Below are 24,220 nucleotides of genomic sequence, written 5' to 3'. Positions count from 1 at the left end.
GTAATTTTTTCTCTGGAAAAGAAGAGCCTGTTTGAGACTTGACGGCTAAGTTGTGTAAAATTCATTCTACTTTGGACAGATTCATAGTATCGAACCAAAGTAAGCACCGCCACCCACGTCAACCGTAGTACATTTGAAAAATATCCGGTATTAACGATTCGCAGTGCGGAACAATTGCGGGGTAGTTCCGGTAGTTTTTTTAAAGTGTTTGACGAAGTGTGAAGAATCGGAAAATTCCAGAGAAAAAGCAATTTCTGAGACCGTCTTGTCCGTGTACAGCAGAAGCCGCTTCGACTCAGCCATGACAAATTCAGCGATTACACCGGAAGCACTTTTAGAAGCTGAAGTTCGGGAAACCGCATTGAGATTTTGGGGAGATACGGCCAATAGATCGGCATAGTAACTAACCTTCCTTTTTAGCCCGTTGTCTTCTTCAAGCAGATGCAAAAATGACTTAAATAGCCCAACAGAATCGTCTGCGGTACTGGGAGTAAGCGGAATTGAAACCCTTAATATTTTGGCAAGAAGTGCTTTCAGCAACCCTTCCACCACCGGAAAAGAGTACTCCTCTTCAATTGAGTTCTCTTCTACCAGCAGCTTAAAAAATTTCTCCAGGCTTTCGTGATTGTCTACCCTAAAGCCAGGTTGGCGACTGATTTTTTCAATCAGCGACTTCAATTCTTTATCGAGGCTTTTCTCAACAAAATCTCTTTTCAGGATCACCACAAAGCCCTCTGGTTCAGACTCAAGTTGCCAATAATGCACTTGCTCTTGCCTTACGATGTGGATCAGAGGTGGATTGATGGGGTATTCAAATGAATCAATTGAATGAAACCCCGACCCGCCGGACAGATAGATTATTTCAAGGTACTTGTTGTGCTTGTGGGGAGCTGTTTTCCGAACGTGTTTTCTAAAGGGAGCGATCTTGATTGACTTCCCAAGTTCAATTTTATCTTTTACTGGTAGGTGGGTGGACAACTTGGCCATAATCAAGAAAAATACCTCATCCGCTTTCCAATAAAAGATGAAAAGCAAAGAGTAAAATCACGTAGAAGACTATGCAGGTTCGAGGTTTACCTGGCTATAGAAAGCAATAGAAGTGGTCAGATGATCAACCTTACCCCTCCCAAATCCGACACGCGGTGCGTAAAACGATCGCTGGGAGAACTGATGAACATGAAGTTGATAGGAATGTCCCATTCTTTGCTCAACCGCTCTATTATTTCGGGTCCGAAAGTACCACGCAGCTGCACGTATTCGATCTTGATGTCGGGATAGGCGCGGTCAAGTACTTCAAGATCTTTAAAAAACGCCTGATGTACCTCTTCGCCTTCTTTCAGAATGGTTACGATTTTTATTTTTTTGGTGATCTCGTTTTCCTGAACATACATCATCACCTTGTTAAGAATCGAGATATCGTCGCCCTTGGTGAAATAGACAAACTCCTGTTCCGTTAGTTTGCGGATATGGCGGGAGATTTCCAGACGGCTGGCAGCAGCTATATGCTTAAGCGTGGTGAAGAAGCTATTGACTACCGCCAGCAGCAACGTAAGTATTATATTGCGGTTCAGCAGCAAAATGATGACAATGATCGAAGGAACAAAATACTGCAAAAAGACGATCAGGTAGTCAGGGTGCATGATGATGTTGCCATACAGGGCCACCACCACGGCAAAGATCGCCAGCGAGACAGAGAATACCGTAGCCCGCTCGGGACGCGGCAACCGCGCCCGCTTGCTTTTCAGCAGAAAATTACCAAAGCCAAAATAGACCATCACCAGCAGAAACGAGATGGTGTAAACCCCCGCCAGCGGCCCCAACTCGCCGTTGGTGATAAAGAGTACTGACAGGCAAAGCAGGTAAAAAACGATCAGGATACGCGGTGAACTTCCCCGCTTGTTTTCTTTCAATAGCAACTGTGGCAGAATCCGGTCGAGGGCCATGCGCTTAATGAGACCGTTGACGCCTACGTAGGAAGTAAGCAATGCTCCACTCAACACCAGCACGGCATCCACAGAGATAAAGGTAGCCAGCCAGCTTCCTCCGGTATTCTCCCCCAAGTGCGAGAGCAGCGCCTCCTGATGACTGGCTACGTCCGCCAGCGGCAATACCATGACAGCACAAAGTGCCATCAGCGGGTTGATGACCGACACGGCGATCCACATATTACGAAGCGTTTTAGGAAAGACACCCTGCTTTTGTTCTTCCACGAAGTTAGCAGAACTCTCAAAACCACTGATACCCAGCATGGCCGTGCTGAATCCCAGGAACAGGGCTGTACCGAAGCCTCCCGTGAGCGGTGCATCAAAATTCAGCGACGCAACTTGCAAACCATTTTGCGACACATACCATACTCCGCTGATGATCAGGGTAAGCATGGCTGTGATATGCAGCACAAAAATAATGATAGCCACTATCGACGATTCGCTGATTCCCGACATCACCAGCAGCATAAAGAGCGTGATAAGCACGGCCGTGGACAGTATGATGTTGATGCTTGGCATAATGTCGTGCAGGTAGTGCATGGCTTCACTGGCCGAAATTACGGCCGTAGCCATGTACGACAGGATAGTCAGACAGGCAGCGACCGAAGCGTTGCTTTTGGTAGTCGTGTTGAGCAGCACGTTGTAAGCCCCGCCATTGAGCGGCAGCGCCCCTACCACTTCACCATATATTTTACGGAAAAGAAAAAGTACCGCCGCCACGATCAACAGCGCGATCCAGGCATACTGGCCGGCATAGGCGATGGAAAGCGCCGAAACGTACAGGCAGGATGAGGTGATATCGTTGCCGCAAATTGCCGTGGCAGCGAGTTCATTTAATTTTTTGTGGGTAGTGGTGGTTTCCATTGTGGAAATTCTGGTGGGCTAAGTAGTTCTATCCAAGCCGCAAATGTACTGAATAAGGCAAATGAACCACGAAAAAGTTTACGGCAGGGCCGTGCGGGCGGCATCCGGCTCCTCCACCTGCCGATGTTCTCTGGCACGGTACCAATTCTTGATTCGGCTGATGGCAGGATCCTCGACGAAAACAGTCACCAGGTAGGACAGAAGAACGATGATGCCGACGGTCAGAAACTCCGCCACATAGATATTCAAACCCAGAGTTTCGTTAAATGTTGCGATTAAATGCAATCCGACATATTGATGCAAAAGGTAAAGGCTGTACGAGATTTTGCCCAGGAACAGCAGAGTGGGATTGACCAGGAAAGACAATTTCCCGAACACAAACATCAGAAACAAAAGGTGGTAGAACGCAATAAGTAAATCGTGTTCAATTACGGAGGTATGATACATCGACCGGCCCCCTTTATCGTGCAAATAGAATGCGGCCACCATACCCACGCAAATAAGCGCCAAGTATCGCCAGGAGAACGACCGGAATTTTAACTGATAAAATAAGATTCCGGTATAAAAAAGGGGAAAGTGGTTGAGAAACTGCACTTTCAAGGTCAGGAAATGGTACACCGTCGGATAATGGTGGCCAAGGGCGTGAAAAAATACTACTCCGACCAGAAACAGAAAGCCAATCGTTACGATGTGCCGCATCCCCCCCGCCAACCACACGGCCAGAATCCACAGGTAGAAAACCATCTCCACCAACAGTGTCCAATAGACCTGATCGATATTTTCGATACCAAAGTACACCGGGAACATGGTCAGGTTTGCCAGGAATTGACTAACACTGAGCGAAGCAGGTTCGTAGAAAAGGATAGCGAGGGTAGTGATTAGCACACACGCCCAGAAGGTCGGGTACAGGCGGGCGAAGCGAAAAACGGCGAAGTCCTGCCATTTTTTGATCTTCTGAATACTCAGCGTAATTACGAAGCCGCTAATCATGAAAAACAGGTCGACTCCCGTTACGCCGTACCTGAACTCCCATCCCAGTTTTCCGGCATTCTCATTAATGGAGTAATGGAAGATCATCACGCTCACCGCCGCAATGCCCCGCAGGGCGTCCAATTCAAGCAATCTGTTCTTTTGAGTCATCGGCAAATCAACTGGCAGGCGGAGATTCTGTAAGTACCATGCAGCACAAAGATAGTACTTTGGAGAAACTGACTCTCTTTGATCTGAGGCACAGCTATGGCACCTCGCCTGATCACAGAATAGCCATACCGAAGCATACCTCAGGGCTAGTTCGGAAGAGGTACTCTACCTCGGTAAATTCGTAAGAAGATCTTTCTGGAAACAGAGGAGAGATTTATCGCATAGTTGGTGCGCTGCCCGGCTTTCGTCTATTTCTTCTCGATTACTATGGTCATGAACATTGACCATTGAGGCGACAGGCTTGACAACCATCCGTCGACATTTTTGAATAGCGAATAACTGCTTTGCGGAGCCAGACCACGCTCAAACCGACTATTCCCTCCTACAAAATAGCGAAACGGAGTGTGGTAGGTTTTGCTTGCTAATGAGAGGCCCGGAAATTCCTGATGGAACTGCTCAAGGTCGCGCTCGAAGACAATCCAGGCCATGGCACTATTCACTTTTCCGGTGGATAATGAACAGGCGCAGGTCCAGTCCGCCGAGCGATCGAAGTTCTTTTCAGAGAACCACTTACTGGCCAGCCTTCCCCAAACACTGCTCGCGGGTTCAATCATGATGATTTTGCCACCGGGCTTCAGGACTCGCTGTGCCTCCGTCAGGAAAGCACGGGTACCCGGTATCCGGCTGAATGTATCAATCATAAAAATCCCGCTGACTGAATCAGTATTGAAGGGCAAACTAGTAGGCAGAAAAGTTAAATCGTTGGTAGGAAAAGGAATGCTGTCCGTGCTGACGACAGACGGGGCCACCTCCCTTAAAAATCCTACGCCCGCGCCTAATTCAATTTTTGTGCCACGGGGAAGTTGTTCCATTTCGGTTACGAACCGATCATACCACTCTCTGTAGAGCCGTCGGAGAAAAGGAGTAGTCATGACCCTTTTCCTTTGAAGAAGGGCCTTTTCAATTGTATCGGAGGGGATATTATATTGGCAGTGTGCTGTCATTATATCATATTCTGGGCGCATTCTTTTCTTGGTAGCTCACATACCGTGCCAACTTTTCTCTTTGTCCTTCTTTATGCCTATTTATAACTCATAATAATTTCAAAAAGTCCTCCTGATGCCACCTTAAATTTATTTTCTGGACCGAAATCAGGACAAAACACCGTATTATTGATAAATAATTTCATTTGACATGAATGTACTACAAAAAAAATCGGCCCTTGTGGCAGGTGCCACGGGGCTCATCGGCAAGCAACTGGTCGACGAACTTCTGCAGTCAGATTCCTATGCGGAAGTACGGGTGCTGGTACGGGGCCCGATTGATATACAGCATCCGAAACTGACCAAAGTCCATTTTGATTTCGATCATCCCGACACCAGCCTGATACGAGGAGACGATGTATTTTGCTGCATTGGCACCACCATGAAAAAAGCAGGATCGAAGGAAGCTTTTATCAAAGTCGATCACGATTATCCCCTGCAAATTGCGCGGGCAGCCATCCAGAACGGAAGCGACCAGTTCCTGATCGTCACCGCCATGGGAGCTGATCCTGACTCCTCGTTTTTCTACAACCGGGTGAAGGGCAATGTTGAGGAAGATCTGAAAAAAGTTGGTTTTTCTGCGCTCCATATATTTCGCCCCTCATTACTCCTTGGCAACCGGGAGGAAAAAAGAGTGGGTGAAAAAATCGGAGAAGTGCTCATGAACATCTTCGGCCCGCTCATGGTTGGTCCGCTCAAAAAGTACCGCGCCATCGACTCTGCCAAGGTAGCCAAGGCTATGGTAGTAGCCGCTCAGGACCCAATAGTGGATCAGGTGCCGCAGGGGGCCTTTGTTCACGAATCTGAAAAGATGCAACGTTTTTAGCATGGAAGTGACGATCCGTTCTGCTCGCCCTGCTGATGTCGGTATCCTGTACGGCATGCTTTGCGAGTTGGAAAATGAAAAGTTGGATAGGGAAGCTTTTGACACGGTCTTCCAGAGGAACTTGAACAATGAAAATATCGCCTATCTCATCGCCGAAATAGAAGGGGTATCGGTCGGTATGGCAGGGTGTCATGTCCAGCTGCTTCTTCATCATGCCGCGGCGATTGCCGAAATCCAGGAAATGTATGTGAATCCAACCTTCCGATCGAAGGGTATTGGCCGGAAACTAATAGTAGCCATCCGGCAATTTGCCGAACGACTGGGAGCCAATCAAATCGAAGTCACCTCGAATCTGATCCGCCTCGATACTCATCGTTTTTACGAGCGCGAGGGCTTTCGGAAAACTCACGCGAAACTGGTTCTGAAATTTTGAACGTGTCACCCCCCGCTCCTTCTTTTTAACACACGCCTCGATCAGTGCTTAGACCTGAATGAAGCGGATGCCCACTGCGCGGAAAACAAAAAAGGATGCCTCAAAATGAAGCACCCTTTCCAACTACCCTAAACCTTCAACTAACTATGGTCTTTAATATCTTCGAACCGTGTACCGATCGTTTTCACGCTGTGCATCCCGGTTCTCGTATCGGATTCCCTTGATCAGATTTTCCAGATCGCGCGTCAGTTCGCGGGTTTCACGATTGGTGAGGTCGTGGTTGGCCAGGTACCGGCGTTCCTTATTGTTGATATTCTCGAATTCATTCAGGAGCCGAATGGCCTCGCGGGAAGTGAGCGTGCCCTGGGCGATCCCATCGGCAATTCTAGTCCGCGTTTCGCGTTGCAGATCATTGATACGGGCCGCTTCGCGGCGGTCGTTAGCAGGCAATCGCGCCACATCGGTTCGCTGATTGTAGGTCCGGTTGGTGCGGGGCGGATCCTGGCGGTCGTTGTTGCGCCGGTCGTTACCGTAGTTTCCGTATCCCTGGGCAAATGCGCTCGTGGCGAATAGCACAAAAAAGGCGGCAAGCGTGGTTTTGTTTTTCATGGCTCTCTATTTTATGGTTTTCGGGGGTTAGAGAGCAAGCCGGGAGGGTCGTTTAAGCAGAGAGTTGTTAACAAATGTTAATGGTTTTTTTTCAACTACCCACATCACTCTCTGCCCCTCCCGACAGGGGATTTCAAGGCTCTTGCTTCAAAATTTCCTGAATAGAAGCTTTTGCCAGGGCAGCTATTTCATCAAGCGTTTTTCCAGATGGCTCGATACCAGGCAGCACTGTCCAAGACATCTTTGTGAATGAAATAAGAGGAAAGAGACCTTTCGGGTTAAATTTTCCGGTTCCCTGTATAGCAACGGGTACCACCAGTGCATCGGGTGCCTTTTTGAGCAGGGCCATTAACCCTCCAACGGCAAAGGCCTTCATGACTCCGGAGGAAGAGCGGGTACCTTCCGGAAAAATCGCCGCCGAACCTTTGGCATCATGAATTCGCTTACCGAGTTTGGCGATTTCAACCACGGCCTTCTTGCCGTCTTTGCGGTCAATCAGAGCCGCTCCCCCCACCCGCAGGTTGTACGATATGCCAGGTATGCCGTGCGCCAATTCAATTTTAGATACGAATAGGGGATAATATTTTCGTAAAAACCAGATCAGCCCGGGAATATCGAACATGCTTTGGTGGTTGGCCACGAAGATGATCGGCCGGTCGTCGGGCAGGCTAGTTCTTTGCTCGAAATGCACGTGGCTACCCGTAAGGTACCAGCCGTGCACCAGGCAGAAGTTGAACCAGACCACTGTCTTTTTATGCGCTTCTTTGCCAAAGATGTTATAGGCAATGAGTTGTGTGACGTGGAAAATGAGCAGCATTAAGCCAAAAAATAGCAGATAGACCACGCTCAGCAAATAATCCAAAACTTTTTTCACAGACGGGAGTTTTTTGGCAAAATTACGGTAAAGGCATTTAGATTGCGAAATTCGCAGGATATTGCGTATCTTAAATCGTAATTACGACCTTTGTCATCTGCACTCTAACTACACTAATCATGCAAACCGAAATTACCGCCCTCCGCAAGGAAGTCATGCAGTTTGTGGGCCAGAAACTGGACTCGCTGCTGGGCGAATATCTCAAACCCGTCGATGAGAATTGGCAGCCATCGGACTTTCTGCCCGATTCGGCAAACGAAAGTTTCATCTCCGACGTAAAATTATTGCAGGAAAGCTGCCGCGAGTTGCCCTACGACTATGTCGCAGTGCTGATCGGGGACACCATTACCGAAGAAGCTCTGCCAACCTACGAATCGTGGCTCATGGATGTCGTGGGCGTCGACCAGCTTAACGAACCCCACGGCTGGGCCCAATGGGTACGCTCCTGGACGGCTGAGGAGAACCGTCACGGCGATTTGCTTAACAAGTACCTCTACCTGTCGGGCCGGGTTAATATGCGAGCCATGGAAGTCTCCACACAGTACCTCATTGCCGATGGATTCGATATCGGGACAGGTCGTGACCCCTACCGGAATTTTATCTACACGTCTTTTCAGGAACTGGCCACCAACGTTTCGCACCGCCGGACGGCCACCTTGGCAAAGCAGTTTGGCAATACGCACCTGTCCAAAATTTGCGGCGTAATTGCTTCTGACGAAATGCGCCACGCCAAAGCGTACAAAGCCTTTGTCAGCCGAATTTTTGAGGTGGATCCTTCTGAGATGATGCTGGCTCTGGAAGACATGATGCGGAAGAAAATCGTGATGCCCGCTCACTTTTTGCGCGAGACAGGGGTGAAAATGGGTGATACCTTCTCCCATTTTTCCGATGCTGCCCAGCGCCTGGGTGTGTACACGACCAACGACTACATCGACATCCTTGATGCCCTGCTGGACGAATGGAAAGTGGAGCACCTCCGCGACCTTAACGAACAGGCAGAGAAGGCACGGGATTATCTGCTGGCCCTGCCTACCCGGCTGCGCCGCATCGCGGATCGCACCAAAGTACCGGAGCTGGCTTACGAATTCAGTTGGATCGACTGATCGCCCATGCACTGGACAATTATCGAAGCTTCGAAGGCGGCTGATTACGCGGCCGCCTTCGAACTTTTCAAAGAATATGTGGCTTCACTGGATTTTGACCTCGGTTTCCAGAACATTGATCATGAACTCACCATTCTGCCCACAATGTACGGCCCGCCACGGGGGCGTCTTTTTCTGGTGAAAGTCGAGGAGGGTTTCGTGGGCTGCGCTGCGCTGCGGCAAATTGAAAACGAAACTACCTGCGAGCTGAAGCGGATGTACCTTCGTCCCGATTTCCGGGGTCTGGGAATTGGGAAAGCTTTCATGGAAAAATCGATAACCGTGGCCCGCCAGCTGGGCTACACCACCATGAAGCTCGACACGATCGGGTACAAAATGCCCTGGGCCGTGGGGCTCTACAAATCCTACGGATTTCGGGAAACTACGGCATACAACCACAACCCTCACGCCGGGGTGCTGTACTTCGAGCGACAATTGAACTGATCCTGTTGGCAGCTGGACGGGTGCGTTTTACAAACTGCTGAGCAACCGATGTCCTTACTACGGAGAACACTTTATTTCCTTCTGCTTTTTTGCGCGACTTCACTCATTGTCCTCACGCTTGCATCCCTTACTTACGAGAGTAGCCTGTGGTATTTTAAAGTACTTGATTTTCCCCGCCTGCTGGTACTACTCGCCTTGTTGATATGCCTGACAATTTTTATTTTTTGGGCCCACCAGCGGAAAAGATCATCCTGGCTACTGCTGGCGGGGCTATTGTCCGCTACGGCTATTCAGGCCTATTTCCTGTACCCATATACCCCTTTGGGCGCAGAGTCAGTAACAACAGCCGTCGATAGCCCGGCCGAAGATGCCTCTTTTAGTATTATGGTGGCCAATGTTTTCATGCACAACCGCGAGGCGAAAGAATTCCTGAAAATCGCCAAAGACAAAAACCCCACATTTCTGCTGGTTATGGAAGTAGATGAGTGGTGGATGGAACAGTTGAGCGAATTAGATAAAGTGTACCCCTACCGGATGGAGCAGCCAAACGACAATACTTATGGCATGGCACTTTACTCAAAAGTACCCTTGGCTGGTGGGGAGGTACAGTATCTCAATGAAGAAGGCGTCCCTTCGTTTCGTACGAAAGCTACCCTGGCTAACGGGTCAGCTTTCCAACTCTTCACCATCCACCCTGTACCACCCAAGCCCAGCGAATACCCCGACAATATTGATGAGGAGGAGGTAGCGTTAATGAAGGCAGGACGTCAGATCGCGGACAGCGGTTCCTTGCCTACGCTAATGGCGGGTGACCTGAACGATGTGGGCTGGTCGTACAACTCCCGGCGTTTCGAAAAACTGAGTGGCTTGCGCGACCTTCGCTGTGGTCGGGGATTGTTTAATACGTTCGACGCCAAGTCGCTGCTGCTTCGCTGGCCACTGGACTACATCTACGTATCGCCGGAATTCAAAGTACTGGAAGTAGAAAGGCTCGATGATTTTGGCTCGGACCACTTTCCTTACTACGCCAGGCTGGTATTGGAGACTAAGAACTAATTCCAGAAAGATTTATCAGGCGCTAACCTGCTATGATGCTTTCCGCAAATAGGCCGCCCAAACTTTTGGTTCGAGCGTAAAAAAATGAAAGCATGATTCCGTTTTTCAGCTGGAGACTGAAAGAAAGGTTATCATTCCTTCCTGATTTACAACAACAGCCCTGCCCCAAACAGCACCACAAACAGAAGCGTAGACAGCGCCATTTGTTTCAGGTAGGGATCGAGTTGAGCGGCTTTCTTCAACCGACTCACGGCCAGACCATTCCAAATAAACAAAGGAAAACTCAATACATAAAGCCACTGGGAATAGTGAGAGTATTCGGTGAAGGTATAGACCGTTACGCAAGCCATACCCGTGAGCAGGATGAGCCAATGGTACTTTACCGCTCTCTCACGACCCAGCCGCACCGGGATGGAGTTTTTGCCCGTAGCGCGATCGGATTCAATATCGCGGATGTTGTTGATGTTCAATACGGCCACCGCAAACAAGCCGCAGCTCGTGGCGGGAAGCAGCAGGTCCCAGTTCCAACTTAACGTGTGCAGATAGTAAGTCCCAAGTACCCCGACCCAGCCGAAGAAAATCAGCACCGATAAGTCACCCAACCCTACATAGCCGTAAGGGCGCTTACCAGCCGTGTACGTAATCGCCGCCGCAATACAAGCCAGGCCAATCCCCAGAAACACCCAGAAAACTTCGGTGGACGCATTTTGTAATGCCACATAGAGTAAGGCAATTCCGGCGATGAGAGACAGCGCCGAAAATAAAATAATGGCTCGTTGCATAGCTCTAGCCGTAATTTGGCCACCGTGGACAGCCCGGCGCGGCCCCTCGCGCAGGTCGCTGTCTTTACCGCTGACCGCGTCGCCGTAGTCATTGGCGAAGTTGGAAAGTACCTGCAAAAGAATTGTGGTTAGGATACTCAGACCAGCTATCCAACCATTGAATTCTCCATCCGAATAGGCAAGAAAACAGCCCATCAGAATACAGGACAGGGCAAGGGGCAGCGTACGCGGGCGGGCCGCTTCGATCCAGGCTTTCATAATAGGCGCTTTAAATTTTCAACTTTTCTCCACCAAATTATGCGCAAATAGCAAAATCCCCCGGACTGTACGAAGACAGCCCGGGGGATTCGACTTTTTCACCATTAATTTTGAGAATATATAATAGCTGAATAAGGGGCAAGGCCCATTTGGACGAATTGTGGTTTTCCGTCGTATTCGCCCTCCTGCGTGGAAACCGTTACGACTGTTTTATCCGAAAACTCGCCGTCGTAGCCCTTCCAGTCGCTGTTGAAGCGAGGTACCCACTCGCCTGCCGCCGGAAAGCCTACACCATAGTCATCGTGCGTTTCTGCTGAAAAGTTGATAGCCACCACCACGCTGTCGCCGGGGCCGCCTTCTTTCCAGCGGTGAAACACCACTACCTTTTTCTCATCGTCCACGCGGAGTAATTCTATGTTCTGTCCGCTCAGGCCTTTTGTCTGGTCGTTGAAGTTGCGGCGCAACTGAATCAGATCACGGTGCAGATCCACGAAACCTTTGAAAGTATCGAGCCGCGACCAGTCAAGTGGATCAGTGTCCGAAAACCATTTGTCTTCCAGTAGTGGTTGTCCCTGAAAAATCATGGGAATGCCAGGAACAGTAAGTACAAGCACCACGCCTAAGGCAGCCCTTTTCTTGGAGTAATAATTATTTACGTCCGAATGCGCGATTTCCTCAGCCACACGGGCCTGTCCATTAGCGACCTCATCGTGTGACTCCGTGTAAACGATTCGCTCAAAGGCATCGTCGTTGTAGCGGTGCATGATTGCCTTTGCCACTGCTTCCATGTCGCGGTCGGCATCCTCCTGAGTGATAATCGCCTTTCTGACCGGATGCACAAATTGCGCATCCCACTGCGCTCCGTAGCCCCAGCCATCGTTTTCCAGTTCGTTGGTAATCGAATCCAGACTGTGCATATCCTCCGCGATCGTGATTTTATAAGGGTACTTTTCCTTGATCTCGGAGTGAATCCAGCGAATGAGGGTTTTTCCCTCGGGAATATCGTCACCGGGGTTTCCATTGGCCTTTACATTACGAATATAGGGTACCATGTCCATCCGCAGACCGTCCACGTGGTAGTCTTCCAACCACATGAGTGCATTGTCACGGATGTAGCGCCGTACTTCTTCACGACCGAAATCAGGACGGGTGTTGCCCCAGGGGGTTTCCGAACGCCAGTCATTATAAAAGTAAATGCCGCCACCGTCGTTCTCATGCCAGCCGTCAAATTGCCACAAATCCATGTCCTGGGGGCCAAAGTGATTGTAAACCACATCCAGGATTACCGCCATCCCGTGTTCATGGGCAGCTTTCACGAAATTTTTGAAACCGTCCGGCCCGCCGTAATCCGCCTCGATAGCGAAAGGGAAAGCCGGGTTGTACCCCCAGGATGTATCGCCCGGGAATTCGAATACCGGCATCAGTTCAATAGCATTGATACCCAGATCACGCAGATAGGGAAGACGCTCGATGGCCGTGTAAAAATCGCCGGGGTGGTTGGGGTCTGTTTTGTTGAAAGTGCCCAAATGCATTTCATAAATCACCAGTTCGTTCCAAGCGGGTGTTCTGTAGGAATCCCCCTGCCAGTCGAAAGCCGATTGATCGTAAATAATGCCGTTGCCAATTGAATTGGTTAGCTGATTCGCATAAGGATCATTACGGAATAACTCTCCGGAGGGCGTGCGGAGTACGAATTTGTATTCTTGCCCCGCTTTTGCTTTTTCAACGTTTCCACCCCAGTACCCTTTTCCCTCGCTATCGAGGAAGTCGGCATCATTATTCCAGTCGTTAAAATCACCGATCACCGATACCGATTCGGCATGGGGCGCCCAAACTCTGAAAAATACACCCTCGTCGTGGCATACCGCCCCCATGCCTCCTACATTTATATCTACTTCCTCAACTTCTTTCTCAATATTCATTCATATACATTTTAAATAGTGTATTTCATACAAAGGAAGGGATGATCGGCCGATCATCCCTTGTAAAATATAGTAAACTATAATGTGTTGCCAATGTTTCAGTCAGCCTGTGCATGCAAAGCACCAATCCGACTCTTGGCGGAGCGAAGCTCCTCAAGCTGTTTGCGAATCACGCCTTCGAGTGCATCCGGAAGCCGGGTATCATCGTCATCATAATCCAGCGCGTCTTCGTAACCGGCGACAATCGTCTGCTCGCCAAATTCGCAAGAGCTGAGCACTGAGTCACGGTCTTTACCCGTCACAGCAGCTTTCAGATCCATCCAGGCCTGGTGGATATCACTCAGGAATGATTGATCGTCCGGTATGTCACCACCGTATTTCACGATCTCAGAGTTGAGATCCGAACGGAACTGGCTGCTTTGCTTTTCGTAAAAGCTGAATAGAGCGAGCAAATCAGCATCTTTGGTATCTTCTTTGGCATTCTGATAGCCCTTTATGCGGTCAAAATTCAACTTTGACAATGATTCCAGTACGTCCTGGGCTTTTTCTGTTCTATCTTTCATAATTCTGTTTATTTTGTTAGCGAAAATTCGTATTTACCCTTTGAGGGAAAAAGAACCTTACCACACATCAGAAAGATCGTCTTTGGGGAAATGTAGGAACGGAAGAAGACAAAAGGGAAGGTTTCGCTGTGAAGAATAATCCACAGGTCGGCATTCGTACCCGATGCAGGTCGTTTAGTGAAAGTCCAGGAAGCCTGAACTGGGTGTTTTTAGAACAGTTTTTTGCCAGATGCCCGGTTACAGAGCCGGCAAGTGAATCTCTGCCATCATGCACCGCGCCGAGCCTCCGCCGTTGCCTTCAATCACTGATAGATCGGTGGATAGTATTTGAGCGTAGCTTTCAAGCGTAGCGCATTGTACTTTGGTCAGCGCCCGGAAAGCACTTTCCGACATGACTAGCAGTTGAGCTCCTTCGGCACTTTGTACCAGCAGCATATTGCCCGCAAAGTTTTTCATCTGATCGAGGGATATTTCCACCACTTCCTTTCCGGTTTCCCGTAGTCGCTCACATACATGAAGCCTTTCTTTTTCATTCTTAATGGCTTCCAGGCAGATAACAGCAAAAAAGTCCCCTACGCACATCAGGACGTTGGTATGGTAAATGACCACGCCGTTGTCATCTGAGGCCGAAAAACTGACTACTTCGTAACCCGTAGCTTCCGCGAAGGCCGAAAGTACCTCAGGGTGCGTGCGTGCCGACAGGCAAGCATAGGCAATTTTGTAGCGGCGGTCGAGTACCATGCTGCCCGTGGCCTCAAGAAACTTTTCCTCTTGCTCGAAATGGGTAAGATCGATAACCTCCTCCACTTTGAAATTTCGCTTCAAGTCTTCCACGATATCCTGCCGACGCTCCACCCGGCGGTTGGGGGCCATCATCGGAAACAGCACCAGTTTTCCGTCCCGATGGGTAGTGATCCAGTTATTGGGGAAAATCGAGTCAGGGGAATACGGGTCGAGCGTATCTTCATAAACGCGCAGATCTACGCCGGCGGCGCTCAGCTTAGCCACCATTTGCTCGAACTCTTCCAGCGCTTTTTCCTGCGCAACAAGGCGGGTTTCCTCCGCAAACTCGGCATCCATAAATTCGTTACTCTCAGAAGTCTGCTCATTGTAAGCAAAGCGCACCGGGCGCACCATGAAAATATGCGGGGTAGTTTGGGGATGGGTAGTCAGAGCACGGACGGGAGGCATGGCGAGTCTTGTTTAGTTGTGTAATCGAATTTCAAAAAATTTTAAATCACTTGCTGTCAAATGTCCCAACAACCAAACTCCTAACGCTAGATAAAAATGGAATCATGCCTCATCCCGCAGCATCGGCATGCTCATGCAGTGCGAGCCGCCTCGGGCGCGGGACAGCTCCGCTGAGGGCAGCATAATGAAGGTGTCAGTGATCGTATCGGGCGACAGGCTACCGGCTTCGAATTCGGCCAGCAGGTCGGCGGCTTTGATAGTGCGGAATCCTGCGGCACGAAATGCTTCCAGCGTTTTGTCGTTCCGGTCGTAGCCAATCACCACGCCATCTTTCAGAGCCAGCAGGTTACAGGAGTCGGTCCATTGTTCACGCTCGCCGAATGGAAACTCTTTATTGCCGGAATAGATAAACTTCACATCCTCTGTACTACCCAGATCATTCCTGCTGATGTCAGCCAGGAGGTCTTCCAGGTTTTCTATCTCAATCGGCTTCTGTTCCAGCCCTTTGTAGAATTGCATAATCTTCATCTTTTGACCCAACACCTCAGGTCCGAAGAAATGCAGTACGTCCTTCTTACGACTGTCGTCGCCCTGCCGCGCCAGTGAGCCGAGAAGTACCCACACGTTTTTCTTGACCTGGGTGAAAACCGTGTCAATGTGCATGTAGTCGCGCTTCTTGGGAATCTGCACGATAGTGATGGTGTCCACCACATTTTTTTTGAAGAGTATCTTCATGGTTTGCTGCGCGGCGTAGAGCGTCGTGCGCTCACTGCATCCAATGAGCAGGTGCCGTGGCGCGACCATCATCACGTCACCGCCTTCCAGCGTGGAGCGGTTGAAGTCGCTCAGCTGCTCGTCTTCCGGAATCAGAAAATGGCGCGCATTGTCGGGAATTTCGATGATCTTGTCACGGTAGTCGGCAAAAAGCGGGTGGTGAAAGAAAATGTACTGCGCCAGCAGCGACTCCCGCGTCCGGGCGGCTTTGGCGGGTCGGTTGAGCAGAATATGATCATTGATGACGATGCCGATGTCACGGGTAAAAATCAGGTTGGGCAACGGTGAAAACAGCATTCGCTCGTCCGACTGTGATCCGGAAATGAATATCCTGGCAAGTTCCTCCGGCTCATGCTGTGCCAATTCGAGTTGAGTGGCATGAGAGCATTTTTCAATACCGCAAATGGACGCAATGAGTTTGGTGCGCACGACCTCATCTTTTAAGATATCCGTCAGCAGGCTTTGCAGATCGATTACCTTCTTGGAATTGAAGTAGCCTGCATTTCCCGGTTTATAGAATGCCCGCGTCGTGTCAGCGTCTATCTCCGCAATTTTGCCTTTCACTTTTTCCGGATCGAGGAAATACAGCAGTAGTTTGACATAGTAGTCATACTCCTCGCGCCGCATGGTGTCCAGGTGCACGATGTCCTCGAATAGCCAGTCCTGTGCTTTGGAAGGTACTACTTTCCCTAGACCCCGGTCGGGGCTATGGATCAATAACCGACGCAAGCGCCCTACTTCGGACGTCACTTTTATTTCTTCAGAGTTGGGTTTATTCATTTTCATGAGATATGTGATCCATTCCGGAAATTTGCCTTTCGCAAATTACGAGGGATTATTTTTCAATAAAAAGTCGGTTAAATCCAACCGAATCTGTTGCTTCCCAACAAAGGTGCCACACGGGGAACATCCCGCCGGACTTATGGGTTATAATGACTGCCGGAGTTGTTTAGAAACATTCTAATCGCGGTTTCTTTTCCCGCCCCCGGCTGCGTACCTTTGCATTTACGCACAAAATATCGATACGAAAAACCCATTATGCTTAAAATTAAAGATTTGCACGCCTCGATCGAAGGCAAAGAAATATTGCGAGGCATCAATTTGCAGGTGAATCCAGGTGAAGTCCATGCTATCATGGGGCCCAATGGATCAGGTAAAAGTACCCTGGCGTCCGTACTGGCAGGCCGGGAAGAATACGAAATATCCGGCGGTAGTGTAGATTTTGACGGAAAAGACCTGCTCGACTTAGCCCCCGAAGAGCGTGCAGCCGAGGGGATTTTCCTGGCTTTCCAGTATCCCGTGGAAATCCCCGGAGTGACTACCATCAATTTTTTGAAGACCGCCGTCAACGAGATGCGCAAGTACCGGGGCGAAGATCCGCTGGATGCCGCTCAGTTTCTGCGTATGGTACGCGAAAAGGCCAAACTCGTCAAAATGAACGACTCGCTTCTGAAGCGGTCGCTCAACGAAGGCTTTTCAGGCGGTGAAAAGAAGCGCAATGAGATTTTTCAGATGGCCGTTCTGGAACCCAAACTGGCTATTCTGGATGAAACTGATTCCGGGTTGGATATCGATGCCCTGCGCATCGTGGCCGAAGGTGTCAATTCACTCCGCTCACCCGAAAAGGCTACTATCGTCGTAACCCACTACCAGCGACTGCTCGACTACATCGTTCCTGACTTTGTTCATGTGCTGTACAAAGGACGAATCGTGAAGTCCGGCACTAAGGAGCTGGCTATGGAACTGGAAGAGAAAGGATACGACTGGATCAAGGCCGAGGTAGAATTAGTTTAGAATCAGTGGTTGAGTGAATGAGAGCATATAGAGTTCTATTTCTTATTTATTCACTCAATCTCTCATTCTCTCATTCAAAATTGAAATAATGGTAGATTTAAAAGAGAAATTGGTCGCTGACTTTCGTAGCCGGGAGGCAGCGATGAATGGGGAAGCACAGTCGCCGCTGCATCAGACCCGGCAAAAGGCCCTTGCCCGATTCGAGGAATTGGGGTTTCCAACCCCCAGAAATGAGGAGTGGAAGTACAGCAATGTGCGCAACTTGACAAATCAGGATTTTGATTTCGGGGGCACTCATGCGATAACGGTGGAGGATATAGAGAAATTCAAGATTCCGAACCTCAGCGGCAATATCCTGTATTTCATTAATGGAAAATACGAAGCCGGGCTATCCACCATTGTTTCGCCCGCTTCGCAGGTTTCTATTCGACCTTTGCGCGAAGCTCTGGCCACTCAGCCGGAATTGGTAAGTACCTACTTCGGAAACTTAGCTGACACGCAGGATGAAGCTTTCACAGCTCTGAATGCTGCTTTTGCGGGCGATGGCGTTTTCATTCACGTGCCGAAGGGTAAAGTTGTGGAGGAGTCCATAGTTCTGTACTTCATCAATGATGCCCGCTCGGCCAACGTGGGGGCGCAGCCGCGCAACCTGTTTGTGATTGAGCAGAACGCACAGGTGCAACTGACCGAGACCTTCCTGACGCTGGGTGAGTCGTCGGCATTCACCAATGCCGTCACCGAAATCCACGTCGCTCAGGATGCGCACGTGCAGTACTACAAAGTACAGAACGACAGCGACGCGACCTACCATGTCGGCACTACGGAAGTACGCATGGCGGATAATTCGCACTTTTACGCTGCTACGGTTTCGCTGAATGGCGGATTTATCCGGAACAATCTCAACATCGCTCTTGACGGCGAGCATTGCGATGCGCACATGTACGGTCTGTATTTTCCCGATGGCAAGCAACACATCGACAACCATACTGTCGCCGATCACCGGAAGCCCAATTCGGAAAGCAACGAGTTGTATAAAGGCGTGTTACGAGGTCAGTCGACTGGCGTGTTCAATGGCAAAATATTCGTTCGCGAAGATGCCCAGAAAACCAACGCCTTCCAGTCTTGCAAGAACGTAGTGTTGTCGCCTCAGGCGACCATGAACACGAAACCCCAATTGGAAATATGGGCGGATGACGTCAAATGTTCACACGGTACCACCACCGGACAACTGGACGATGAAGCGCTTTTTTACCTCCGCTCGCGCGGAATCAGCAAGCCCGAGGCCATGAGTCTACTCATGTTCGCCTTTTGTGAAGACGTCATTACGCAAATCAAGATCGAGCCAATCCGCGCGTATCTGGAGGAAATAATTGCTAAAAAGTTGGCGTAGTCTTCGGGGTTCCCGATATGGGAAAACCCACACTCCAAAACAGGCATCAGCCATGCAGTACCAAGCACGTGAGAATATGATTTCAGAAACATACACCATCCCGCAACTGGACATGGGCCAGATCAGGTCGGACTTCCCGATTTTGGATCAGATCGTGAATGGCAAGCCGCTGGTATACTTCGATAATGCCGCCACCACTCAGAAACCACGACAAGTGATTGAGGCACTGGCGGGATATTACGAACGTACCAATGCCAATATTCACCGGGGCATCCATCACCTGGCGGAAAAGGCAACGGCCGAGTTTGAGGCATCGCGTCGCCGGATTCAGAATTTCATCAATGCCCGGTTGCCGGAGGAGGTCATTTTTACCTACGGCACTACGGACGGCATCAACCTGGTGGCTCAGAGCTACGGACGCACGTTTCTTCAAGAGGGCGATGAGATCATCATCAGCACGATGGAGCACCACTCCAATATCGTTCCCTGGCAGATGCTTTGTGAGGAGAAGGGATGCGTCCTGCGCATCATTCCTATCAATGACGCGGGAGAGCTTCTTATGGATGAGTATGAGAAAATGCTCTCGGAAAAGACCAAGTTCGTTTCCGTCGTACATGTGTCCAATGCGTTGGGTACGATCAACCCGGTGGCTGAAATCATTAAAAAAGCCCACGAGGTAGGTGCCAAGGTACTGATTGACGGAGCGCAGGCAACGTCGCATATTGATATCGATGTGCAGGCGCTGGATTGCGATTTCTACGCGTTTTCTTTACACAAGCTTTACGGCCCGACGGGCATGGGTGTTCTGTATGGAAAAGAAGCAATTCTGAACGCCATGCCGCCTTACCGGGGAGGCGGAGAAATGATTAAGGAAGTCACATTCGAGAAAACGACCTATAACGAACTACCCTACAAGTTTGAAGCTGGCACGCCCAATATCGCTGATGTAGTTGCGGCCAAGACGGCCATCAACTATGTCGAAAATCTTGGAAAAGAAGCCATTGCCGATTACGAGCATCACTTGCTGCGCTATGCCACCGAGGCATTGTCCAGTATCGAAGGACTAAAAATAGTGGGGACCGCCAAAGAAAAAGTGAGTGTCATTTCATTTCTCATGGACGGCATCCACCATCAGGATATTGGCGTTTTGCTCGACCAGCAGGGTATTGCCATTCGTACCGGTCACCACTGCACGCAACCCTTGATGCACCGCTTCGGCATACCCGGAACCTCCCGCGCCTCATTCGCTGTTTACAACACAACCGAAGAAATCGACCACCTGGTAGCAGGATTGCTGAAGGTAAAAAAGATGTTGGGATAAGATGACTATAAACGAGACACAGGACGAACTCATTGAAGACTTTGCTCTTTTTGACGACTGGGAGAGTAAATACGAATATATAATAGACATGGGCAAGCAGTTGGCGCCATTGCCCGAAGAATTCAAGACCGAGGAAAACATTATAAAGGGCTGCCAGTCGCGAGTGTGGCTGCATGCTGAAACCGACGGAGAAAACGTAAATTTCGAGGCTGATAGTGATGCGATTATCGTGAAAGGGCTGGTGAGTATGCTGGTCAAAGTACTGTCTGGCCATACCGCCGAGCAAATCGCCCAGGCCGACCTTTATTTTATGGAAAGAATCGGCCTGCACCAGCACCTGGCCCAGACCCGATCCAACGGCCTGGCCAGCATGGTGAAGCAAATGAAAACGTACGGATTGGCCTATCAAAGCTTAAATAGCTAAGCTGTCAGCCGCCACGGGGCGCCCCGATCGGCTCTCAGCTTGTATTTCAGATATTCTTCATAAGAACTACCCTGTCATGGAAACTACCACCCTAACTGAAGCAGAATTGAAAGAGGAGATCGTGAAGGCGATCAAGCGCGTATACGATCCGGAGATTCCGGTGGATGTCTACGAGTTAGGCTTGATTTACGACCTTAAGATATTTCCGGTGAACAACGTCTATGTTTCCATGACTCTGACCTCGCCTTCCTGTCCTTCGGCAGGTACTTTGCCGGGCGAAGTCGAGCAGCGCATCCGGGAAGTGGAAGGTGTGAACGATGTCAGTCTGGAACTCACGTTCGATCCGCCCTACACCACCGAAATGATGTCTGAAGAGGCAAGGCTCGAACTGGGCTTTATGTAAGTCAAGCGCGAAGCGAAAAAGCCAGACTAAGTACCTGGTACTTTGAACTCAAAAACTTTTACTCATAAACTTAAAAGAAACACTATGTATCCTCCACATTTAGTTGCCCCCATGAAAGCCGATCTCACGAGTGTTGGTTTTCAGGAGCTTTTGACCGCTGAGGCGGTAGATAATTTCATGACCAATGCCGAAGGCGTCACGCTGGTGATGATCAACTCGGTCTGTGGCTGTGCAGCGGGCGCTGCCCGTCCGGGCGTGAAGGCCGCTCTGGCCAAGAGCGAAATCAAGCCGGACAACCTGGTGACGGTATTCGCCGGTGTCGATACCGATGCTGTTAACAAAATGCGCGAATACACGCTCCCCTACCCTCCCTCATCACCTGCCATTGCCATGTTCCGCGATGACGAACTGATTCATTTCATCGAGCGCCACCACATCGAAGGCCGCTCCGCTGAGATGATTGCTCAGCACTTAGTGATGGCATTTGAAGAGTTTTGCGGCGAAAAAGCATAATTCGTTCCGATGAGGCCGTCTGAGCGCTTCATTACTTTATCATGCAGATTTTGGTTGAGGCGGCCCCTGGGGCCGCCTCTGCTTTTTTCAACCTTTTTACTTTCCTCACGGAAAGACTTGCTTTCACTGAAAAACCAAAACCCCGGATATTGCGTTAGAAAAGGTATATCCACATCCGTGTTCTCCCATTTATTCAAAATCCCATACTGATATGCAGGGCCATCATTTTTCCAGATTCATTCCCGAGGAGCAAGGGCCGAATAGTAAGTTTGACCAATTGCTCAATATTTTTCAGCAGTTATTATTGATGACTTCCGGCAATGTTTCCGAAGCCATGCAGTGGCTCAGCGAGTTGGATCGTCGGTATAGCCTAACCAACGATAAGTATGGTATCGGCGATTTCTATGAAGACTTGAAGAAAAAGGGATACATCACTGAAAAAGACGGAGATGGGCAAGTCGTGATGACTCCCAAGGGCGAGCAAAGTATTCGGAAAAGTGCCCTGGACGAGATTTTCGGCAAACTGAAGCGCTCCAAATCCGGGGGGAATCACCATACTCCCTACTCAGGAACTGGCGATGAACTGAGCAGCGATGTGCGTCCCTATCAGTTTGGCGATTCGCTCGAGCAGATTTCGATGACTGAGTCTATCAAAAATGCCCAGGTAAACCACGGGATCGGCGACTTTACTCTTATGGAGCAGGATCTGGAAGTAGTGGAAAAGGAGCAAAAGACGACGACATCGACCGTCATGATGATCGACATCAGCCATTCCATGATCCTTTACGGCGAAGACCGCATTACGCCCGCCAAGAAAGTGGCGCTGGCGATGGCTGAACTGATAAAGACAAAGTACCCCAAAGATTCGCTGGACATCATTGTTTTCGGAAATGACGCCTGGCAGATACAAATCAAGGATTTACCGTACCTGGAAGTTGGTCCGTACCACACCAACACCGTTGCCGGGCTGGAACTTGCCATGGACTTGCTGCGTCGCCGTAAAACCCGCAATAAGCAGATTTTCATGATTACAGATGGCAAGCCTACCTGTCTTAAAGAGGGGATAAAGTATTACAAGAATAGTTTTGGTCTGGATCGAAAAATCGTGAGCAAGACGCTCACACTAGCCGCCCAATGCCGCCGGCTCGACATTCCGGTCACCACGTTCATGATTGCTTCCGACCCCTATCTGAAGCAATTCGTCCAGAATTTCACCCAGGTCAACAATGGCCGTGCCTATTACAGCAATCTGGATGGACTGGGCAGCTTCGTATTGGAAGATTTTCAGCGCAACCGCCGGAAGAATATCAAATAATTGGCGGCCAGCCTTGTTTAGTCAGAAAAGAAAAAGGCACCCGCTGAAATTCAGCGGGTGCCTTTTTGTAAAAACCTGAAGTACCTATTCTTTGGGAATACGCAGTACCTGTCCCGGATAAATCTTATCGGGGTCAGACAACATTGGTTTATTCGCTTCAAAAATCTGGGGGTACTTTTTCATATCACCGTACACTTCCTTGGCTATTTTGGAGAGTGAGTCACCACTTTTCACCGTGTAATATGTAGCTTCGGGGGCAGATTCGGCAACTTTCATATTGTTGTCCACTTCCGACACACCTTCCACGTTGCCCACGGCCAGCGCGATGCGCTCGGCGTCAGCCTGTTTTTCCACTTCACCTTCCAGTGTCACCTTATCACCGGAAGTTTTGACCTGAATGGTCTTATAGGTTAATCCCAAAGCCTTCACGTGCGCCAGCAAGGCACTCGCGCGGAGGGGTTCGGCTTCGGCAGCAGGAGTGGCAGCTTCTTCTTTTTTGAAGACTTTCTCTCCAACTCCTTTTAAAAATGACATCAATCCCATGTTTTTCTTTTGGTTAAATGAATAATAAAACTCGAATAGCCCAAATCTATAATTTTTGGCCAATCCGACAAGCTTTATACGTAAAATAATTGTGCCCGTCACATTGCATTTCGCTTATTCAGGCCGCTTCCAATCCGGCGGCGAAAGTGCAGAACTGATTTCTGAATTGATGGTAGTTCTGCTCAAAATAAAATATTTCTTCCCTGATATACCGGCACTCCTGTTTCGTGTTTTGCCAACTACCTCTGTTGGTACCTAAAGCAGCCTTATCGGTGCAATGAATGCTGTCAGCCGCAATTTCCTCCAACAGCTTGTTAACTGATTGAAGGTAGTCATGAAGCTGGCTCATAAGCTCCGAAAGCCTGTGAGGAAGAATTTTTCCCTCTAAGTTGAGAAGGTAACTTTCAAAAATAGCCAGCTCGCGGCGGTTGAATTCCAGTTCGTTCTTCCAGAGAAGTAGTTCGAACCTGAGGTTAGGGGGACTAGGTGAGTTATTCATGGGCGGCAGAGTTTAGGAGTAGGCAAAATGGGTTTGAAAATACAAAATTTTCCTTACAAAATCCATTCCTGCTTCAATTTGTAAGCGGATGGATGTCCCTCCTGAACGCAGA

Annotated in this window: 25 protein-coding genes; 12 read left to right on the top strand and 13 right to left on the bottom strand. The window is 49.4% G+C overall.

What is annotated here, in order from left to right; translation table 11 throughout:
• Positions 1–150 precede the first annotated feature (150 nt).
• The 4 genes from IE117_RS06740 to IE117_RS06725 all read right to left on the bottom strand — a co-directional run bounded on the left by IE117_RS06740 (position 151) and on the right by IE117_RS06725 (position 4,861).
• A complete protein-coding gene (locus tag IE117_RS06740; RefSeq protein WP_229580420.1) occupies positions 151–1,035 on the bottom strand; it encodes an AraC family transcriptional regulator in 885 nt (294 codons plus the stop codon).
• A 68-nt stretch (positions 1,036–1,103) separates the two neighbouring features.
• On the bottom strand, positions 1,104–2,849 hold the full coding sequence (locus IE117_RS06735; RefSeq protein ID WP_189563537.1) for an APC family permease: 1,746 nt from the start codon (positions 2,847–2,849) through the stop codon (positions 1,104–1,106).
• Between the two features lie 78 nt (positions 2,850–2,927).
• Positions 2,928–3,989: an acyltransferase family protein gene (locus tag IE117_RS06730; protein WP_189563536.1), complete on the bottom strand. Its 1,062-nt coding sequence runs from the start codon at positions 3,987–3,989 to the stop codon at positions 2,928–2,930.
• A gap of 248 nt (positions 3,990–4,237) precedes the next feature.
• Positions 4,238–4,861 (bottom strand): class I SAM-dependent methyltransferase, encoded by a 624-nt coding sequence (locus tag IE117_RS06725; RefSeq protein ID WP_189563535.1) that lies wholly within the window; start codon positions 4,859–4,861, stop codon positions 4,238–4,240.
• A gap of 322 nt (positions 4,862–5,183) precedes the next feature.
• Between IE117_RS06725 and IE117_RS06720 the strand changes: the two genes are divergently transcribed.
• Both IE117_RS06720 and IE117_RS06715 read left to right on the top strand, forming a co-directional pair.
• Complete coding sequence (locus IE117_RS06720; RefSeq protein WP_189563534.1) at positions 5,184–5,858, top strand: oxidoreductase; 675 nt, start codon at positions 5,184–5,186, stop codon at positions 5,856–5,858.
• Position 5,859: 1 nt separating this feature from the next.
• A complete protein-coding gene (locus IE117_RS06715) occupies positions 5,860–6,291 on the top strand; it encodes a GNAT family N-acetyltransferase (RefSeq protein WP_189563533.1) in 432 nt (143 codons plus the stop codon).
• 153 nt (positions 6,292–6,444) lie between these two features.
• On the opposite strand, the gene IE117_RS06710 is transcribed toward IE117_RS06715, so the two are convergent.
• Both IE117_RS06710 and IE117_RS06705 read right to left on the bottom strand, forming a co-directional pair.
• The gene (locus tag IE117_RS06710) at positions 6,445–6,900 is read right to left on the bottom strand and encodes a hypothetical protein (RefSeq protein WP_189563532.1); all 456 of its coding nucleotides are present in this window, start codon (positions 6,898–6,900) and stop codon (positions 6,445–6,447) included.
• Between the two features lie 133 nt (positions 6,901–7,033).
• Entirely contained in the window at positions 7,034–7,774 is a 741-nt protein-coding gene (locus IE117_RS06705) for a lysophospholipid acyltransferase family protein (protein ID WP_189563531.1), read from the bottom strand.
• Positions 7,775–7,929: 155 nt separating this feature from the next.
• Between IE117_RS06705 and IE117_RS06700 the strand changes: the two genes are divergently transcribed.
• From IE117_RS06700 to IE117_RS06690, 3 genes are read left to right on the top strand one after another with little or no spacing between them, the layout of a single operon-like run.
• Entirely contained in the window at positions 7,930–8,877 is a 948-nt protein-coding gene (locus IE117_RS06700; RefSeq protein WP_374757963.1) for an acyl-ACP desaturase, read from the top strand.
• Positions 8,878–8,883: 6 nt separating this feature from the next.
• On the top strand, positions 8,884–9,360 hold the full coding sequence (locus tag IE117_RS06695; protein ID WP_189563529.1) for a GNAT family N-acetyltransferase: 477 nt from the start codon (positions 8,884–8,886) through the stop codon (positions 9,358–9,360).
• 48 nt (positions 9,361–9,408) lie between these two features.
• Positions 9,409–10,416, top strand: coding sequence for an endonuclease/exonuclease/phosphatase family protein (locus IE117_RS06690; RefSeq protein WP_189563528.1), 1,008 nt, complete (start codon positions 9,409–9,411; stop codon positions 10,414–10,416).
• A 146-nt stretch (positions 10,417–10,562) separates the two neighbouring features.
• Here the strand turns inward: IE117_RS06690 and IE117_RS06685 are convergent, their stop codons facing one another.
• The 5 genes from IE117_RS06685 to IE117_RS06665 form a co-directional block, all read right to left on the bottom strand.
• Positions 10,563–11,456, bottom strand: coding sequence for a 1,4-dihydroxy-2-naphthoate polyprenyltransferase (locus tag IE117_RS06685; protein WP_189563527.1), 894 nt, complete (start codon positions 11,454–11,456; stop codon positions 10,563–10,565).
• Positions 11,457–11,560: 104 nt separating this feature from the next.
• Positions 11,561–13,378 (bottom strand): alpha-amylase family glycosyl hydrolase, encoded by a 1,818-nt coding sequence (locus IE117_RS06680; RefSeq protein WP_229580418.1) that lies wholly within the window; start codon positions 13,376–13,378, stop codon positions 11,561–11,563.
• A 98-nt stretch (positions 13,379–13,476) separates the two neighbouring features.
• A complete protein-coding gene (locus tag IE117_RS06675) occupies positions 13,477–13,941 on the bottom strand; it encodes a PA2169 family four-helix-bundle protein (RefSeq protein WP_189563526.1) in 465 nt (154 codons plus the stop codon).
• A 237-nt stretch (positions 13,942–14,178) separates the two neighbouring features.
• Positions 14,179–15,132 carry a citrulline utilization hydrolase CtlX gene (ctlX, locus tag IE117_RS06670; protein ID WP_229580416.1) on the bottom strand — a complete coding sequence of 318 codons (954 nt, stop codon included), beginning with the start codon at positions 15,130–15,132 and terminating at the stop codon, positions 14,179–14,181.
• A gap of 102 nt (positions 15,133–15,234) precedes the next feature.
• Positions 15,235–16,692: an arginine deiminase family protein gene (locus IE117_RS06665; RefSeq protein ID WP_189563525.1), complete on the bottom strand. Its 1,458-nt coding sequence runs from the start codon at positions 16,690–16,692 to the stop codon at positions 15,235–15,237.
• Between the two features lie 252 nt (positions 16,693–16,944).
• On the opposite strand from IE117_RS06665, the gene sufC reads away from it, so the two are divergent.
• The 7 genes from sufC to IE117_RS06630 all read left to right on the top strand — a co-directional run bounded on the left by sufC (position 16,945) and on the right by IE117_RS06630 (position 23,066).
• Positions 16,945–17,700 (top strand): Fe-S cluster assembly ATPase SufC, encoded by a 756-nt coding sequence (gene sufC, locus IE117_RS06660; RefSeq protein ID WP_189563524.1) that lies wholly within the window; start codon positions 16,945–16,947, stop codon positions 17,698–17,700.
• An 88-nt stretch (positions 17,701–17,788) separates the two neighbouring features.
• Positions 17,789–19,090 carry a Fe-S cluster assembly protein SufD gene (gene sufD / locus IE117_RS06655; RefSeq protein ID WP_189563523.1) on the top strand — a complete coding sequence of 434 codons (1,302 nt, stop codon included), beginning with the start codon at positions 17,789–17,791 and terminating at the stop codon, positions 19,088–19,090.
• 52 nt (positions 19,091–19,142) lie between these two features.
• Positions 19,143–20,411, top strand: coding sequence for a cysteine desulfurase (locus tag IE117_RS06650; protein WP_308439267.1), 1,269 nt, complete (start codon positions 19,143–19,145; stop codon positions 20,409–20,411).
• 1 nt (position 20,412) lies between these two features.
• Positions 20,413–20,835, top strand: a complete 423-nt coding sequence (locus tag IE117_RS06645; RefSeq protein WP_189563522.1) for a SufE family protein — start codon at positions 20,413–20,415, stop codon at positions 20,833–20,835.
• A gap of 76 nt (positions 20,836–20,911) precedes the next feature.
• Positions 20,912–21,238 (top strand): SUF system Fe-S cluster assembly protein, encoded by a 327-nt coding sequence (locus IE117_RS06640; RefSeq protein WP_189563521.1) that lies wholly within the window; start codon positions 20,912–20,914, stop codon positions 21,236–21,238.
• Positions 21,239–21,322: 84 nt separating this feature from the next.
• The gene (locus IE117_RS06635) at positions 21,323–21,751 is read left to right on the top strand and encodes a BrxA/BrxB family bacilliredoxin (protein ID WP_189563520.1); all 429 of its coding nucleotides are present in this window, start codon (positions 21,323–21,325) and stop codon (positions 21,749–21,751) included.
• Positions 21,752–21,962: 211 nt separating this feature from the next.
• Positions 21,963–23,066 carry a vWA domain-containing protein gene (locus tag IE117_RS06630; protein ID WP_189563519.1) on the top strand — a complete coding sequence of 368 codons (1,104 nt, stop codon included), beginning with the start codon at positions 21,963–21,965 and terminating at the stop codon, positions 23,064–23,066.
• 84 nt (positions 23,067–23,150) lie between these two features.
• Here the strand turns inward: IE117_RS06630 and lysM are convergent, their stop codons facing one another.
• Complete coding sequence (gene lysM, locus IE117_RS06625; protein WP_189563518.1) at positions 23,151–23,609, bottom strand: peptidoglycan-binding protein LysM; 459 nt, start codon at positions 23,607–23,609, stop codon at positions 23,151–23,153.
• Positions 23,610–23,727: 118 nt separating this feature from the next.
• A complete protein-coding gene (locus tag IE117_RS06620; RefSeq protein ID WP_189563517.1) occupies positions 23,728–24,108 on the bottom strand; it encodes a hypothetical protein in 381 nt (126 codons plus the stop codon).
• Positions 24,109–24,220 lie beyond the last annotated feature (112 nt).

The sequence above is a fragment of the Persicitalea jodogahamensis genome, assembly GCF_014651615.1.
GTDB lineage: Bacteria > Bacteroidota > Bacteroidia > Cytophagales > Spirosomataceae > Persicitalea > Persicitalea jodogahamensis.
This window is presented reverse-complemented; position numbering and strand designations above follow the sequence as displayed.